Source organism: Actinoplanes sp. NPDC049548 (assembly GCF_040676695.1).
Classification (GTDB): domain Bacteria; phylum Actinomycetota; class Actinomycetes; order Mycobacteriales; family Micromonosporaceae; genus Actinoplanes.
In genome coordinates this window covers 88,995-103,043 of sequence record NZ_JBFAPM010000020.1, presented here as the reverse complement: position 1 = coordinate 103,043, position 14,049 = coordinate 88,995, and the positions used below count along the sequence as shown (strand labels likewise).

Genomic DNA, 14,049 nt, shown 5'->3' with positions numbered 1-14,049 from the left:
CGCCCCCCGAAGCCGTGGCGAATCTGGTCGAATGGACACCGGAAAGCGAGCGCGCACCAGGCGGGAGGAACCGGCGTGACCAGCAGTTCCATGACGGCGGCGGGCGGCTTGCGCACCGGCGCCGCGACCGAGTCGGGCCGCTATCTGACCTTCACCCTGAACGGCGAGTCGTTTGCGCTCGACATCTTCCACGTCAAGGAGATCCTCGAGTACCGGACCTTGACCGTGGTGCCGATGATGCCCGACTTCATCCGCGGAGTGATCAATCTGCGCGGCCGGGCTGTGCCGGTGATCGACCTGGCGATCCGCTTCGGGCGCGGCAGCACCACGGTGCAGCGCCGGACGACGATCGTCATCGTCCACATTCGCGAGACGGCAGTCGCCGACGACGAACGGGACGCGGCCGGGTCCAAGCCGGACCAGAACGGCCAGGACATCGGCGTCCTGGTGGATGCGGTCAACAAGGTGGTGACCCTGGACGAGGGCGACATGGAGCCGGCCCCGGCCTTCGGCGCGGGCGTCCGGGCGGACTACATCAGCGGCATGGCGCGGCGCGACGACGACTTCCTCATCGTGCTCGACGTCAGCCGGGTCCTGTCCATCAGTGACATGGTGAGCCTCGGCGACATCGCCCAGAGCCGGCCACCCGGCGATGAGGCGGGCACGTCCCCCGGCCCCGAGCCGCGGTGATGCTGCCGTTCGCGGCGACCCGGCAGCTCAGCGACGAGCAGTTCCGCCACGTCACCGGACTGCTCCGCGAGCACACCGGGATCGCGCTGGCGCCCGGCAAGGAGATGCTGGTGGCGGGCCGGCTGGACCGGCGGGTCCGCGAGCTCGGCCTGAGCGGGTACGGCGAGTATCTCGCCCTGCTCGGCGACGGCCGGGACGAGATCGAGCTGCACCACATGATCAACCTGCTGACCACCAACGAGACGTTCTTCTTCCGCGAGCCGCGCCACTTCGAGTTCCTCAGCCGGGTCATCGTGCCCGGACGGCGGCCGGACCGGAGGTTCCGGATGTGGAGCGCGGCGAGCTCCACCGGCGAGGAGGCGTACACGGCCGCGATGGTCCTGGCGGAGGCGCTGCCGTCGTCGCCGTGGGAGATCTTCGGCAGCGACATCTCGACGCGGGTGGTCGAGACGGCGCGCAAGGCGCTCTACCCGCTGGCGGCGGCCGAGAAGATCCCGCAGCAGCTCCTGCGCCGGTACTGCCTGCGGGGCCGCGAGGAGTACGCGGGCCTGCTGACCATCTGCCGGGAACTGCGCGAGCGCGTGCAGTTCCACTGCGTCAATCTCATGGAGGACTTCCGCCGGCTGGGCCACTTCGACGTGATATTCCTGCGCAACGTGATGATCTACTTCGACCTGCCGACGAAGCGGGACCTCGTCGACCGCATGCAGGACGTCCTGCAGCCGGGCGGCTACCTGATCATCGGCAGTTCGGAGTCGCTCAACTCCATCCCCTCGGACCTGCGCATGGTGGAGCCGTCGATCTACCGCCTCGACAGGGGCGCGCCATGACGGAGACCATCGACGTGTTCCTCAACCCCGGCGACTTCCGCTTCGCCGCCGCCGGCACGCGCCTGCACACCCTGCTGGGCTCCTGCGTCGCCATCACCGTGTGGCACCCGCAGCGGCGCATCGGGGGGATGTGCCACTACCTGCTGCCGTCGCGGCAGGCGGGCGCCGAGGGCGCCGGCCTCGACGGCCGCTTCGCCGACGACGCTGTGGCACTGTTCCGCCGCGAAGTGGACCGGCACGGCACCCACCCGGGCGAGTACGAGGTCAAGGTGTTCGGCGGGGCGGACCAGTTCCCGCACATCGCCGGCCCGCTCACCGGCGTCGCCGGGCGCAACGCCGGTGCCGCCCTGGACCTGCTGGCCCGCAACGGCTTCCGGGTCGACGCCTGCCAGGTGGGCGGCCACGGCTCGCGGCGGATCGTCTTCGACCTGAACACCGGCCATGTCTGGCTGCGCAGCCTGCAGCTCTTCGACGATCAGGTCAGCGCATGAGCGCGCGTACGGGGCGGATCAAAGTGCTCATCGTCGACGACTCGGCGGTGGTGCGGCAGGTCCTCGCCACCCGCCTGCGGGCCAGCGCGGACATCGAGGTCATCGGGACGGTGTCCGATCCGGTGTTCGCCATGGAGCACATGAACCGCGAGTGGCCGGACGTCGTCGTGCTGGACATCGAGATGCCCCGGATGGACGGCCTGACCTTCCTCAAGAAGATCATGGACCTGCGGCCCACCCCGGTCGTGATCTGCTCGACCCTGACCCGCCGCGGTGCCGAGACGACCCTGGAGGCGCTGGCCGCCGGTGCCGCCGCGGTGATCGCCAAGCCGGAGTCGGGGCTCAAGAAGTTCCTGGAGGACGAGTCGGCCGACATCGTCGCCGCGGTCCGGGCGGCTGCCGCCACCAACGCGAGCCGGTTGCGCCGGCCGGCCGCGGTCCCGGCGTACACGGCCGCGCCGCCCGCGAGCCGCACCGCGACCACGCCGGTGGTGCGGGACACGGACCGGATAGTGGCGATGGGCACCTCCACCGGCGGCACTCAGGCACTCGAGGTCGTCCTGCCCCGCCTCGCCCCCGGCTGCCCGGGCGTGGTGCTGGTGCAGCACATGCCGGCGAAGTTCACCGCCGCGTTCGCCGAGCGGCTCGACGCCATGTGCCGGGTCCGGGTCCGCGAGGCCCGCGACGGCGACCCGGTCCTGCCGGGGCAGGTGCTCGTGGCACCGGGCGGGCGGCACATGGAGCTGCGCCGTCCGGACACGTACCGGGTGCGGGTGTTCGACGGGCCGCCGGTCAACCGGCACTGCCCCTCCGTCGACGTGCTGTTCCGCTCGGTGGCGAAGGTGGCCGGGCGCAACGCCGTGGGCGTGATCATGACCGGCATGGGCGACGACGGCGCCCGTGGCCTGCTGGAGATGCGCCGGGCGGGCGCGTTCACCGTCGCCCAGGACGAAGCCACTTGCGTCGTGCACGGCATGCCCCGCGAGGCCGTCGCGCTCGGTGCTGTCGACCGGGAGAGCCCGCTGGGCTCGATCGCGGAGGTGATCCACCACCATGGCTGAGCTGATCGGCATCCTCGTGGCCCTGTTGGCCGGCATAGCGGCCGGTTACGGGTACGCGCAATGGCGCGGCAAGCGCTCCCAACCCACCGGCGGTACGGCGGCCGTCGATCCGATGGCCGGAATGACGGAGTTCGCCAGCGCCGTCGCGCCGGTCTGGTCGGCCCAGATCGACTCTTCCCGCAGCCAGATGGAGTCGGCGATCGGCGGGCTGACGGAGAAGTTCGCCGGCATCGTGGAGAACCTGGACTCCGTGCTCACCTCCTCGTCCGGAGCGCTGCACGACGCGAACGCGGCGGCCTTCGAGCGCAGCCGGGAACGCCTCGGCGACGTGGTGGGGACGCTCGACCAGGCCCTGACCGCCAAGCGGGCGGCGCTGGAGGAGCTGCAGACCCTGCTGAGCCTCAACGACGAGCTCCGGCAGATGACCGGCGAGGTGACCCGGATCGCCGCGCAGACCAACCTGCTCGCCCTCAACGCGGCCATCGAGGCGGCCCGGGTGGGTGCGGCGGGCGCGGCCTTCGGCGTGGTCGCCCTGGAGGTCCGCGACCTCGCGGAACGGTCGCACAGCACCAGCGAGCGCATCTCGGCGAAGGTGGACGGGGTGGCCGCCGCGATCGGGGCCGTGATCGAGAGCGCGCACCGCAGCGCCGGGCGCGAGGACGAGGCGGTCGCGCACGCCAACGACGAGGTGCAGGCGGTGCTGGAGGACCTCCGGACGGTGCTGGCCGGGCTGCAGAGCTCGTCCGCGGAGCTGGAGCAGGCCGCTGTCGGCATCCGGTCGGACATCGGTCAGTCGCTGGTGAACCTGCAGTTCCAGGACCGGGTCGGGCAGGTCCTGGAGCACCTGCGGACGAGCATCGACCAGTTTCCCGAGGTCGTCGCCGAGGCGAGCGAGGGGGCCGGGCAGGGCCGGCAGCTGGACCCCCAGGTCCTGCTCGACGCCCTGGCAGCGAACTACACCATGGCCGAGGAACTCGAGGCTCACCGGTCCGGGACGACGAGCACGGCGCCGTCCGAATCCGAAATCACGTTCTTCTAGGGGAGACGATGGCCAAGACCATACTCATCGTGGACGACTCGGCCTCGGTCCGGCAGGTCGTCAGCATCGCGCTCAAGGGCGCGGGCTATGACGTCATCGCCGGGGTGGACGGCAAGGACGCGCTGACCAAGCTGAACGGCCAGCGCATCCACCTCATCATCTCCGACGTCAACATGCCCAACATGGACGGGATCACGTTCGTGTCCGAGGCGCGCAAACTGCCGGCGTACAAGTTCACTCCGATCATCATGCTGACCACCGAGTCGCAGGAGGAGAAGAAGCGGCAGGCGCAGGCCGCCGGGGCCAAGGCCTGGGTGACCAAGCCGTTCCAGCCGGAGCAGATGCTCAATGCAGTGGCGAAGCTGATCGCGCCATGACCGCCCGGGATCCACGCCGCATCACCCTGGACGGGGAGCTGACCATCATGACCGCCGCGGCACACAAGGACCGGCTGCTCAGCGCGTTGCCCGGCAACGACGGGCTCCGGGTCGACATGTCCGGCGTGGAGGAGATCGACACCGCGGGCCTGCAGGTGCTGCTCCTGGTACGCCGGGAGGCCCAGCGCCTCGAACTGCCGTTCGAGATCGGCGCCGCCGGCGGAAGCGTCGCCGAGGTGCTCGCCATGGCCGGGCTGGCCACCGCCGAGGAGGGGTGATGTCCGCAGACGACGACATGCGCGAGGCGCTCGACACGTTCGTCACCGAGGCCCGCGACCTGGTGCAGCAGCTCGAGGAGGGGCTGCTCGAGCTGGAGACGCACCCCTCGGCCGCGGAGACCGTCAACACCGTGTTCCGCGCCGCCCACACGCTCAAGGGCTCCTCCGGGCTCTTCGGGCTGCATCATCTGGTGCAGTTCACCCACGTCGTGGAGACGGTGCTGGGCTTCGTGCGCGAGGGCGAGCTGGAGGTGTCCCCGGGCCTGGTCAGCGCGTTGCTGCCGTGCGCCGACCACATAGCCGCGGTGATCGAGACGGTCGCCGGGGGGCGCCTGGATGTCGACGCCGCGGACGAGGCCCTGGGTGCCATGCTGCTCACGGAGCTGCAGCCGTACCTGGTGGATGGTCCGGACGCACCCGCCGCCGAGCGCGGTGCCACGGCCGGCGAGTCGACCGCACCGGAGCGGGCCTGGCAGCTGCGCCTCCGCTTCGGCCCGGACTCGCTGCGCAATGGCATGGACCCGCTGTCCTTCCTGCGTTACCTGGGCACGATCGGCACCGTGACCGGGGTGACCGTGGACGCCGACGGGCTGCCGCCCGCCGACGAGATGGACCCCGAGACCTGCTACCTGGCCTTCGAGGTCAGGCTGACGACCGGTGCCGCCAAGGCCGACATCGAGGCGGTCTTCGAGTTCGTCCGCGAGGACAGCGACATCCGGATCGTGCCGGCCGAGGAGCATCTCGACACGTACGTGCGGGCCATCCGCGCGATGCCGGAGAGCGACCGGCTCGGCGACGTGCTGATCAACAGCGGTGCGGTCACCGAGCTGGAGATGGACGAAGCGCTGCGCATCCAGAAGGAGCAGGCCGTCCGCAAGGGCACCCAGCCGGTGCCCATCGGCGAGATCCTCGTCGAGCACGGCATCGTGCCGCGGCCGATCGTGGACGCGGCGCTGAACCGGCAGCGCAAGACGGCCGAGACGCGCTCGCAGGACACCCAGACGATCCGGATCGACGCGGCGCGCCTCGACCGGCTGATCGACCTCGTCGGCGAGCTGGTCATCGCCCAGTCGAGCACCGGGCTGGGCTCGGGGGCCGGCGGCGAGGCGCAGGGCGAATTGATGCGCCTGGTCGACGAGGTACGCCACAGCGCCCTCGCGCTGCGGATGGTCCCGATCGGCACCACGCTGCGCCGCTTCGAGCGGGTGGTCCGCGACGTGTGCCTGGAGCTGGGCAAGGAGGTGTCGCTGGTGATCACCGGTGGCGACGCCGAGATGGACAAGGCCCTGGTGGAGCGGATCAGCGATCCGCTGCTGCACCTGGTGCGCAACTCCCTGGACCACGGCATCGGGACACCGGCCGAACGACGCCGGCAGGGCAAGTCGACACAGGGCACGTTGCGGCTGAACGCCTACCACGACGCCGGAAGCATCGTCATCGAGGTCAGCGACGACGGCCGTGGCCTGGACCGGGACCGGATCCTGGCCAAGGCGGTGGAACGCGGGGTGGTCTCGGCCGACGCGGTGCTGAGCGACCAGGAGGTGTACGACCTCATCTTCGAGCCGGGCTTCTCCACCGCGGAGACGGTCTCCAATCTGTCGGGGCGCGGCGTGGGCATGGACGTCGTGCGCCGCAACGTCACCGCCCTGCGCGGCAGCATCGAGGTGGACACCACCCGCGGCCTGGGGACCACGATCCGCATCAGGCTGCCGCTGACCCTGGCCATCATCGACGGTTTCCTGGTGGGTGTGGGCCCGTCGTCCTTCATCGTCCCGCTGGACCGGGTGACGGAGATCGTGGAACTGCCGGCCGGCCCGCTGGGGCGCGACTGCATGAATCTGCGAGGCGAGGTGCTGCCGTTCATCCGGCTCCGCGAGATCTTCGACATACCCGGCGAGCCGGCGCGCCGGCAGAGTGTGGTCATCGTGGAACAGTCGGGGCAGCGGACCGGGCTGGTCGTGGACGCCCTCCTGGGCGAGCTGCAGACCGTGATCAAACCCCTGGGGGTCCTGTTCAGCCACCTCAAGTGCATCAGCGGCTCGACGATCCTGGGCAGCGGCGAGATCGCCCTCATCCTCGACGTGGGACCGCTCGTCGCGGACCACTCGGAACGAGAACACATCCGGCAGGTGCAACGCGTGGCTTAACAATTTCATTGCGTTACTGATCGGCTACATAAAGTTATAAGGGCCGATATCGACAAAAGCCGAGGCCTAGCCTCCGAGTACTACGCACCCGCGCACTTGTCCCCGCCGGGGAATCGGACGAAGAATCGCATCATGACGCCCGGCAAAGAGGATCTGCCATTCCCGTACAACCAGGACTTCTCCGGCATTGTGACGCGTGTCAAGGGGGTCCGGGAGGCGACCCGTGCTGCGCTGGTCAACTCGCCGAAGGTCGCGTCGTACTTGAAGGCCGGCGCCAACCTGGTGGAGCAGAATCTCGGCGCCTGGGACGGCCCACCGGCCGCCGACGGCCGCAAGCAGTACTGGTCGGGCCTGCGGTTCCTCACCGAACGCGCGCTGTCGCGGGAGATGGAAAGCCTGGAGCCGCCCTTCCTGCGACAGAAGGGCGACGGGCCCTACCGCGCCACCTGGGCCAGCCACGACGACTACCTCAACGACCTGCTGACGTTCCTTTTCCACGCCATGAACTACGACCCGCAGTACGACGCGGAGGTCGAGACCCGGGGCTGGCTGGACGACGAGGAGAGCTTCGTCGACGCCATCGACCGGGCCACCTTCCACGAGCTGCAGGCGATCTGCCGGATGCCGCTGTTCCGGCTGCAACTGATCATGGTGGCCACCGCCGACCGCAACGACGGCATCCACGACGCGATCGCCAACAACTACGCCGGCGCTCTGGAGCCGTGGAAGAAGATCTACGAGTCCACTTTCGCCTCCCGCGGCTTCCAGCTGCGCCCCGGCGTGACCCTCGACCAGCTCGCGTACATGCTGGCCGCGGTCACCGAAGGCTTCGCCCTGCACCACCTGGGCGACCCGGCCGCCGGGATCGTCGGCGACGAGATCGCCGACAACCTGGTCGGCATGGCCGTCCTCGGCATCCTCAACAGCTACCTCGAACCCGTCGCTGAACCCACCGGCCGAACGCTGCGTGAACACTTCCGAAGCGTCTCGCACAGAGCGCGTCCTGCCGACCGCACCATCGACGACAGCGGGGAATGACATGACGAGCACGACGCAGCAGCCGGTCCTCGACCCGGCCGGGACACCGTCCTGGTGGGAACGCCAGAGCGACGTGATCATGCGCCGCCCGTTCAACGAGTTCACGTTCACCCACATGAACTGGTTGATCCCGACCGAGCGCGTCGCCCGCGGCCCGGCCGCCCGGCCGCTGCCCGCCGCGCACCTGCCCCTCGACCTCACCTACCGCTTCGACGACGCCGACCACACCCTCACCGACCTGCACCGGCGCACCTTCACCACGGCGTTCGTGGTGCTGCACCACGGGGCGATCGTGCACGAGAGCTACCCCGGCGCCTTCGCCGGGCCGCGTACCCGCATGCAGCTGTTCTCGCTGTCCAAGTCGGTCACCTCGATCCTGCTCGGCATCGCGCTCGCCGACGGCGCCGTCGGCAGCGTCAAGGACCAGGTGACCGACTACCGCCCGGACTTCCTGGGCACCGCGTACGAGGGCACCACCCTGGCCGACCTGCTCGACATGACCAGCGGCGTCGGCGACCTGGAGACCTGGGACGGCACCGACAGCTTCATCCGCCAGTTCGAGCGGGCGGTGATCGGCGGCGGCGACGTGGCCGCGATCATCCGCTCGGCGCCGCGTACCGCCGCGATCGGCGAGCGCTTCAACTACTCCACCTTCGACGCCCAGGTGCTCGGCTGGGTGCTCGAGGCCGCCACCGGCCGGACCCTGGCGGCGTACGCGTCCGAGCGGCTCTGGACCCGCATCGGCGCCGAGCGCGACGCGTACTACGGACTGACCCGCTCCCAGCCACGAACGGCCATCGGCGCCGGAGCCTTCAACGCGACCGCCCGCGACCTCGCCCGCGTCGGCCTGCTCATGGTCAACGACGGCGTCGTCGCCGGCCGCCAGGTCGTCCCCACCGACTGGGTCCGCCGCAGCCGCGGCGCCGACCTTCCCCACCTCGCCGTCGGCGCCCTGGGCCCCAGCGGCTACGACCACTACGGGTACGCCAACCAGTGGTGGACCCTCGGCGAGAGCTGCTTCCACGCCTTCACCGGCCTCGGCGTCCACGGGCAGTACCTGTTCGTCGACCCGGCCGCCGACGTGGTGATCGTCAAGTGCAGCGCCTGGCCCACCGAGGACGACCCGATCCGCGACCGCGAGACCATCACCGCGCTGCGCCGGATCTCCGACCACCTGGCCTGAGCCTCTTCACCTCCCACCGCAGTCCCGCCCGGCTGCCCCGCGCCCGCGGTACCCCACGACCGCGGGCCGTGCCGGGCGGTTGTTCACCATGCCAGCACCACCCCACCGCCCGGAAGGAACCACCTCCATGACCAGTGCGCCCCGGCGGCGACTCGCCGTCAGACTGGCCGCCACTTTCCAGGCCACCGCCCTCGCTGTCCTCGGCGTCGTGGTGGTGACCGGCAGCCCCGCGAACGCGCTGCTCTCCCCCGGAACCGTCGTCTCCGCCACCACCGCCACGCTGCCGCCCGAGCTCAGCCCGCTCGCCACCGGCAAGCGCATCCAGTACCTCACCACCACGGTCTCAGGCGCCTCCACCGTCGCCTCGGGCCTGGTCATCACCCCGAAGAGCGGCAAGACCAACCGGACCGTCGCCTGGAGCCACGGCACGACCGGACTGGCCGACAAGTGCGCACCCTCGGCGAGCCAGGCAGTGTTCTGGCCCGAGGCGCGCGCCGCGATCGCCGCGCTGCTCAAGAAGGGCTGGACGGTCACCGCCCCCGACTACCCCGGGCTGGGCACGCCCGAGGCCCACCCGTACCTGGTGGGCGCCAGCGAGGGCCGCGCGATCATCGACAGCGTCAAGGCGGCCCGCAGCCTCGACGGCGCCCTGTCCACCCAGTACGCCGTGGACGGTCACTCCCAGGGCGGCCAGGGCGCACTCTTCGCCGCCCAGCTCGCGGCCTCGTACGACGGCGCCCTGGTGCTCAAGGGCGTGGCCGCCATCGCGCCGGTCTCCAACCTCGACCTCATCGCGCCGTACATCCCGGGCACGCCCGGGCAGGGGTACCTGGTCATGGCCCTGCACGGCATCAACGCCGTCGAGCCGACCTTCAACCCCAACGCCTACCTGACCCCGTCCGCGAAGCAGCGCTCCTCGGTGCTGCAGAACGGCTGCCTCAACGAGATCCTGGACGCGTACGCGCCGCTGACCGCCGAGCAGCTGGTGCCGGGCGGGGTCGTCGCCCCGGCCGTCCTCACCAAGCTCGCGCAGTACGGCAACCCCGCGACGACGGCCCCGGGCGCGCCCATCCTCATCGTGCAGGGCACCGCCGACGACGCGGTCCCGTACGACATCACCGCCGGCCCGCTGCTCGACCAGCTCGCGCAGTACGACCAGCCGGTCACCTTCGTCCCCCTCGAAGGAGCGACGCACGACGGCGCGGTGTTCGAGTCGGTGGACTGCGTCACCTCCTGGATCGCCGCCCGCTTCTCCTGAGACGTCCCGATCCGCCCCCTCGGGACCGGCGGCACCCCACGCGACCACCCCCGCGTGGGGTGCCGTCACACGCTCTCGCGGCGCGCCAGCCACAACGTGTGCTCGCGGGAGATCGCCCGCTCGGACTCCTCCACGAAGTCCGCCCACTCGTCCTCGGTCGGGCCTGCACCGAGCATGCGCTCCGCACGGGTACGGATGATCTGCAGCTCCCGGGCGGTCACCGCGTACGACTGGGCCAGGTTCTGATGGTCCTTGGTCTGCAGCCAGGCGGCGGCGCTGGCGGCCACCGCGGCGAGGATGCCCAGCACGTCGACGTCCACCACGTCGAACGCCTTGAGAGCGCCCGCCACCAGGCCCACCGACTGGGCCACGATCACCACGGCGAACCAGACGCGCACCCGTGCCTCGTTGAAGGCCGCCTTGCCGGCGTACCAGGCGATCTGCGAGTCCACCCGCTCGCTGAGGTACCGCTTGCGGCGCCGCTCCAACGGCTCGTCGCGCAGCCGGGCCATGGCGTCGGTGATCTGCCCGGTGCCGGACCGCGTCACCACCGACCGCATCTCGCGCATGATGTCGACGAGCCGGGCGGCGAGCAGGTCCTCGGCGTTCACCGACGCGTCGTGGCGGAACGCCCCACCGGCGACGCTGTACTGCCACGCCAGGGTCTTGACGGACTCGGCGGCGGCGCGGCCCTCGTACCAGCGCTGCTGCGGCTTGGTGCTCAGCGCGTACGTCGCGACGCCGATGGCCGCGGCGAAGGCCAGCGCGGCCACCAGCGCACCGAGATCGAGGCGCTTGCCGCCGACCGTGGCGCTCACGTCCACCGCACCCCCGACGGCGGCGATGCAGGCCAGCACCAGCCCGGCGAGGGTGAACCGGAGGAACGACGCCTGGCCCTGCGCCGAGGCTGCCTCGGCGTCGGCCAGCACGGGCGGGAATCGGTCCTCCACGTTCACGGCGCCCCCCAGCGGCCAGCCGCCTCGGCACCGGCGGTCGGCGCGGCACTGTCCGCCGTGGAATCGTAACCGAGCGGAGTCCTCGGCTCCATGGGCCCGCTACCCGGTCACCGCCGACCGGATCGCCTGCGCCACCGTGTCGGCGGCGGCGGCGCGGAGCAGGTCGAGATCGACATCGGCGATCTCCCCGGTGGCGAGCGCGACCACCGCGTCGCCGTCGAAGCGGGAATGCGCCGGGTGGAGGGCCTTGGCGAACCCGGTGTGGCCGCTCTGCGCGAGCAGGAAGCAGTCGCTCTTGGACAGCCTGGCGTTCGTCAGCACCACCGCCACGGTCGTGTTGGCGATGCCGAACGGCGGCTCCGTCGCCGTCACCTGTGCCCCGCCGAACAGGGGACTTCCGTCGGCGGCCAGGACGTCACCCCAGGCGTTGACGGCGACCACCGCCGCGACCTCCACCGGCCCGGCCGGGCGCTGGGCGAGACCGAGGCCGCCCGGGTCGAGCCGCTGCCGCCACTTGCCGGTGGACGCCCCGGCGCCGGCGCCGACGCGGCCCGTGCCGAACGGCTCCCCGGACCACGCGGCCAGCGCGGCCGCCCGCCCGGCGGCGGCATCCGGCGGGCCGGTCCGCACCGATGCGTCGAAGATCGACATACCGACCACGATGGGCACCGGCCCCGCCGGCGTCGGAAACCCGGCACCCCGCTCTCGCAACACCCCCATGACCCCGTCGGCCGCGGCCAGCCCGAATGCCGACCCGCCCGACAGCACCACGGCGTCCACCCGGTCGACGAGCCGGGCCGGGTCGAGCAGCGCGAACTCCCGGGTCGCCGGCGCGCCGCCGCGCACCTCGCCGGAAGCGACGGTGCCCGGCGGCGGAAGGATGACGGTCACGCCGGTGCCCGCACCGGTCCAATGCCCGGCGTACGCCGACAGCAGCTGCGCCTCCGCCATGTCTACGGCTTACGCGCGACGGCCCCGTACTCGTCGACCTCGCGCAGGTCCTCCGGGGTCGCACCGGCAGCCGGACGCCAGCGCGAGCACGGCACCAGCCCCGGCTCGACGACCTCCAGCCCGGTCAGGAACGTGGACAGCTGCTCCGGCGACCGCAGGTGGTAGGAGAGCGGCGCGTTGGCGTTCCACACCGCGATCGCGTCCTCGAACGCCGGCCCGTCGATCACGTTGGTGCCGTCGGCCGTGACCAGGTAGCTGCCGGACGGCAGCCCGGCGAGCAGCCGCCGCACGATCGAGGCCGCCTCCCCGAGGTCCGGCACGTGCCCGAGGATGTTCATCAGGATCAGCCCCACCGGCCGGCCGAGATCCAGGGTGCTGCGCCCGGCGAGCTCCAGGATGGTGCCGGGGTCGCGCAGGTCGGCGTCGATGTACTCGGTGACGCCCTGCGGCGTGCCGGTCAGCAGCGCCCGCGCGTATGCCAGGACCATCGGGTCGTTGTCGACGTAGACGATCCGGGCGTCCGGCGCGGCGGCCTGCGCGACCTGGTGGGTGTTGTCCACGGTCGGCAGGCCGGTGCCGATGTCGAGCAGCTGCCGGATCCCCTGCTCCGCCACGAGATAGGTGACGGCCCGGGTGAGGAACGCCCGCGAGCTGCGCGCCACCACCTCGATGTCCGGATAGAAGCGGGCGAACTCGTCGCCGACCTGGCGGTCGGCCTGGAAGTTGTCCTTGCCGCCGAGCCAGTAGTTCCACACCCGCGCGGAATGCGGCACGGTCTCGTCGATCTGCGCCCGCTCGCTGCTCACCGGACCACCGTAGCGACTCCGTCCACGGTGGTCGATGCCTGCGGACGACGGGTTCACCGCCGCGCCGCCGCGACCGCCTCCCGCACCGCCGCGGCCGGAGCCGGGTTTCCCGCCGGGTCCTCGAAGCTGCCGTACGGCGCACCGTACGCCGGTGCGCCGGGCTGCAGACGCCACCCCTCGGCCAGCGCCCCGGCGTCCACGGTGTCGTAGCCGATGGCGTGCAGGAACGCGCCCACCGCCTCCTTCGCCGCCGCGTCGTCACCCGCGATGGTCAGCGCGCTGCGGTCGGCCGCTCCCGCCGGGCGGGCCAGCGATGCGAGGTGGCGGAAGTAGATGTTGTTGAAGGCCTTGACGACCCGGGCGCCGCCGAGATGCCGCTGCAGCAGCTCGCTGCTGGTCACCGAGGCCTCGTCAAGCTCGGCGAACTGCCCGTCCCGCTGCGGGTAGTAGTTGTTCGTGTCGATGACCACCTTGCCGGCCAGCGGCTCGGCCGGCACGTCGCGGTACGCCTTGAACGGCACCGACACCACCACGATGTCCCCGTCCGCCGCGTCGGCGGGCCGCCCGGCCCGGGCGTGCTCGCCGAGTTCCTCGGCCAGCGCCTTGAGGGTCTCGGGCCCGCGCGAGTTGCTGAGCACCACGTCGTACCCGGCCGCGACGGCCAGCCGTGCGACGGTGCCGCCGATGTTTCCGCTACCGATGAAACCGATCGTCGTCATACCTGCGCGAACCCACCGGCGGCGCCGCCCATTCCGGCCGCTTGTGCGGCGCGGCTCACGTTCCCGCGGCGTCGAGGGGGTCCGCCCACGCGCAGCCAGCGGCCGAGCAGCTCCTCGCTCTCCCCGCCCGGCTGCCCGGCCGCGACCGCCATTCGTAGCAGTCCGCCGTGTCGATGAAGGTGCCGCCGGCGTCGAGGTAGCGGTCCAGGTCAAGCACGGGGCGTG

16 protein-coding genes are annotated in these 14,049 nt (G+C 71.5%); 11 read left to right on the top strand and 5 right to left on the bottom strand.

All coding sequences use genetic code 11. The features are described 5' to 3' along the window. Window positions 1-75 precede the first annotated feature (75 nt). The 11 genes from AB0J80_RS31035 (at window position 76) to AB0J80_RS30985 (ending at window position 10,392) form a co-directional block, all read left to right on the top strand. A complete protein-coding gene (locus AB0J80_RS31035) occupies window positions 76-690 on the top strand; it encodes a chemotaxis protein CheW (protein WP_364711987.1) in 615 nt (204 codons plus the stop codon). Further along, window positions 690-1,520, top strand: coding sequence for a CheR family methyltransferase (locus AB0J80_RS31030; RefSeq protein WP_364712059.1), 831 nt, complete (start codon window positions 690-692; stop codon window positions 1,518-1,520). The genes AB0J80_RS31035 and AB0J80_RS31030 overlap by 1 nt, the downstream gene beginning before the upstream one ends. Beyond that, a complete protein-coding gene (locus tag AB0J80_RS31025; protein ID WP_364711985.1) occupies window positions 1,517-2,011 on the top strand; it encodes a chemotaxis protein CheD in 495 nt (164 codons plus the stop codon). Before AB0J80_RS31030 ends, AB0J80_RS31025 begins: the two co-directional genes overlap by 4 nt. After that, complete coding sequence (locus AB0J80_RS31020) at window positions 2,008-3,072, top strand: chemotaxis response regulator protein-glutamate methylesterase (RefSeq protein WP_364711982.1); 1,065 nt, start codon at window positions 2,008-2,010, stop codon at window positions 3,070-3,072. Before AB0J80_RS31025 ends, AB0J80_RS31020 begins: the two co-directional genes overlap by 4 nt. Next, window positions 3,065-4,111, top strand: a complete 1,047-nt coding sequence (locus tag AB0J80_RS31015; RefSeq protein ID WP_364711979.1) for a methyl-accepting chemotaxis protein — start codon at window positions 3,065-3,067, stop codon at window positions 4,109-4,111. The genes AB0J80_RS31020 and AB0J80_RS31015 overlap by 8 nt, the downstream gene beginning before the upstream one ends. A gap of 8 nt (window positions 4,112-4,119) precedes the next feature. Next, entirely contained in the window at window positions 4,120-4,488 is a 369-nt protein-coding gene (locus tag AB0J80_RS31010) for a response regulator (protein WP_364711977.1), read from the top strand. Then, entirely contained in the window at window positions 4,485-4,766 is a 282-nt protein-coding gene (locus AB0J80_RS31005; RefSeq protein WP_364711975.1) for an STAS domain-containing protein, read from the top strand. Before AB0J80_RS31010 ends, AB0J80_RS31005 begins: the two co-directional genes overlap by 4 nt. Continuing rightward, complete coding sequence (locus tag AB0J80_RS31000; protein ID WP_364711974.1) at window positions 4,766-6,913, top strand: chemotaxis protein CheA; 2,148 nt, start codon at window positions 4,766-4,768, stop codon at window positions 6,911-6,913. The genes AB0J80_RS31005 and AB0J80_RS31000 overlap by 1 nt, the downstream gene beginning before the upstream one ends. Before the next feature lie 132 nt (window positions 6,914-7,045). Further along, a complete protein-coding gene (locus tag AB0J80_RS30995) occupies window positions 7,046-7,951 on the top strand; it encodes a hypothetical protein (RefSeq protein ID WP_364711971.1) in 906 nt (301 codons plus the stop codon). 1 nt (window position 7,952) lies between these two features. Next, window positions 7,953-9,134: a serine hydrolase gene (locus tag AB0J80_RS30990; RefSeq protein WP_364711969.1), complete on the top strand. Its 1,182-nt coding sequence runs from the start codon at window positions 7,953-7,955 to the stop codon at window positions 9,132-9,134. A 127-nt stretch (window positions 9,135-9,261) separates the two neighbouring features. Further along, window positions 9,262-10,392 carry an alpha/beta fold hydrolase gene (locus tag AB0J80_RS30985; protein ID WP_364711968.1) on the top strand — a complete coding sequence of 377 codons (1,131 nt, stop codon included), beginning with the start codon at window positions 9,262-9,264 and terminating at the stop codon, window positions 10,390-10,392. A gap of 65 nt (window positions 10,393-10,457) precedes the next feature. On the opposite strand, the gene AB0J80_RS30980 is transcribed toward AB0J80_RS30985, so the two are convergent. From AB0J80_RS30980 to AB0J80_RS30960, 5 genes are all read right to left on the bottom strand, one after another. After that, window positions 10,458-11,348, bottom strand: a complete 891-nt coding sequence (locus AB0J80_RS30980; RefSeq protein WP_364711967.1) for a DUF4231 domain-containing protein — start codon at window positions 11,346-11,348, stop codon at window positions 10,458-10,460. Between the two features lie 99 nt (window positions 11,349-11,447). Next, complete coding sequence (locus AB0J80_RS30975) at window positions 11,448-12,299, bottom strand: P1 family peptidase (protein WP_364711964.1); 852 nt, start codon at window positions 12,297-12,299, stop codon at window positions 11,448-11,450. 2 nt (window positions 12,300-12,301) lie between these two features. Next, window positions 12,302-13,105, bottom strand: coding sequence for an SAM-dependent methyltransferase (locus AB0J80_RS30970; protein WP_364711962.1), 804 nt, complete (start codon window positions 13,103-13,105; stop codon window positions 12,302-12,304). A gap of 53 nt (window positions 13,106-13,158) precedes the next feature. Then, window positions 13,159-13,824 carry an NADPH-dependent F420 reductase gene (locus AB0J80_RS30965; RefSeq protein ID WP_364711960.1) on the bottom strand — a complete coding sequence of 222 codons (666 nt, stop codon included), beginning with the start codon at window positions 13,822-13,824 and terminating at the stop codon, window positions 13,159-13,161. Between the two features lie 55 nt (window positions 13,825-13,879). Beyond that, on the bottom strand, window positions 13,880-14,041 hold the full coding sequence (locus AB0J80_RS30960) for a hypothetical protein (protein ID WP_364711958.1): 162 nt from the start codon (window positions 14,039-14,041) through the stop codon (window positions 13,880-13,882). Window positions 14,042-14,049 lie beyond the last annotated feature (8 nt).

Excerpts from the sequence above, each read along its gene's own strand:
- AB0J80_RS31005 (WP_364711975.1), top strand. The coding sequence starts at position 4,485 with ATGACCGCCCGGGATCCACGCCGCATCACCCTGGACGGGGAGCTGACC.
- AB0J80_RS31010 (WP_364711977.1), top strand. The coding sequence starts at position 4,120 with ATGGCCAAGACCATACTCATCGTGGACGACTCGGCCTCGGTCCGGCAG.
- AB0J80_RS31025 (WP_364711985.1), top strand. The coding sequence starts at position 1,517 with ATGACGGAGACCATCGACGTGTTCCTCAACCCCGGCGACTTCCGCTTC.
- AB0J80_RS30995 (WP_364711971.1), top strand. The coding sequence starts at position 7,046 with ATGACGCCCGGCAAAGAGGATCTGCCATTCCCGTACAACCAGGACTTC.
- AB0J80_RS30990 (WP_364711969.1), top strand. The coding sequence starts at position 7,953 with ATGACGAGCACGACGCAGCAGCCGGTCCTCGACCCGGCCGGGACACCG.
- AB0J80_RS31030 (WP_364712059.1), top strand. The coding sequence starts at position 690 with ATGCTGCCGTTCGCGGCGACCCGGCAGCTCAGCGACGAGCAGTTCCGC.
- AB0J80_RS30975 (WP_364711964.1), bottom strand. The coding sequence starts at position 12,299 with ATGGCGGAGGCGCAGCTGCTGTCGGCGTACGCCGGGCATTGGACCGGT.
- AB0J80_RS31000 (WP_364711974.1), top strand. The coding sequence starts at position 4,766 with ATGTCCGCAGACGACGACATGCGCGAGGCGCTCGACACGTTCGTCACC.
- AB0J80_RS31020 (WP_364711982.1), top strand. The coding sequence starts at position 2,008 with ATGAGCGCGCGTACGGGGCGGATCAAAGTGCTCATCGTCGACGACTCG.
- AB0J80_RS30985 (WP_364711968.1), top strand. The coding sequence starts at position 9,262 with ATGACCAGTGCGCCCCGGCGGCGACTCGCCGTCAGACTGGCCGCCACT.
- AB0J80_RS30965 (WP_364711960.1), bottom strand. The coding sequence starts at position 13,824 with ATGACGACGATCGGTTTCATCGGTAGCGGAAACATCGGCGGCACCGTC.
- AB0J80_RS31015 (WP_364711979.1), top strand. The coding sequence starts at position 3,065 with ATGGCTGAGCTGATCGGCATCCTCGTGGCCCTGTTGGCCGGCATAGCG.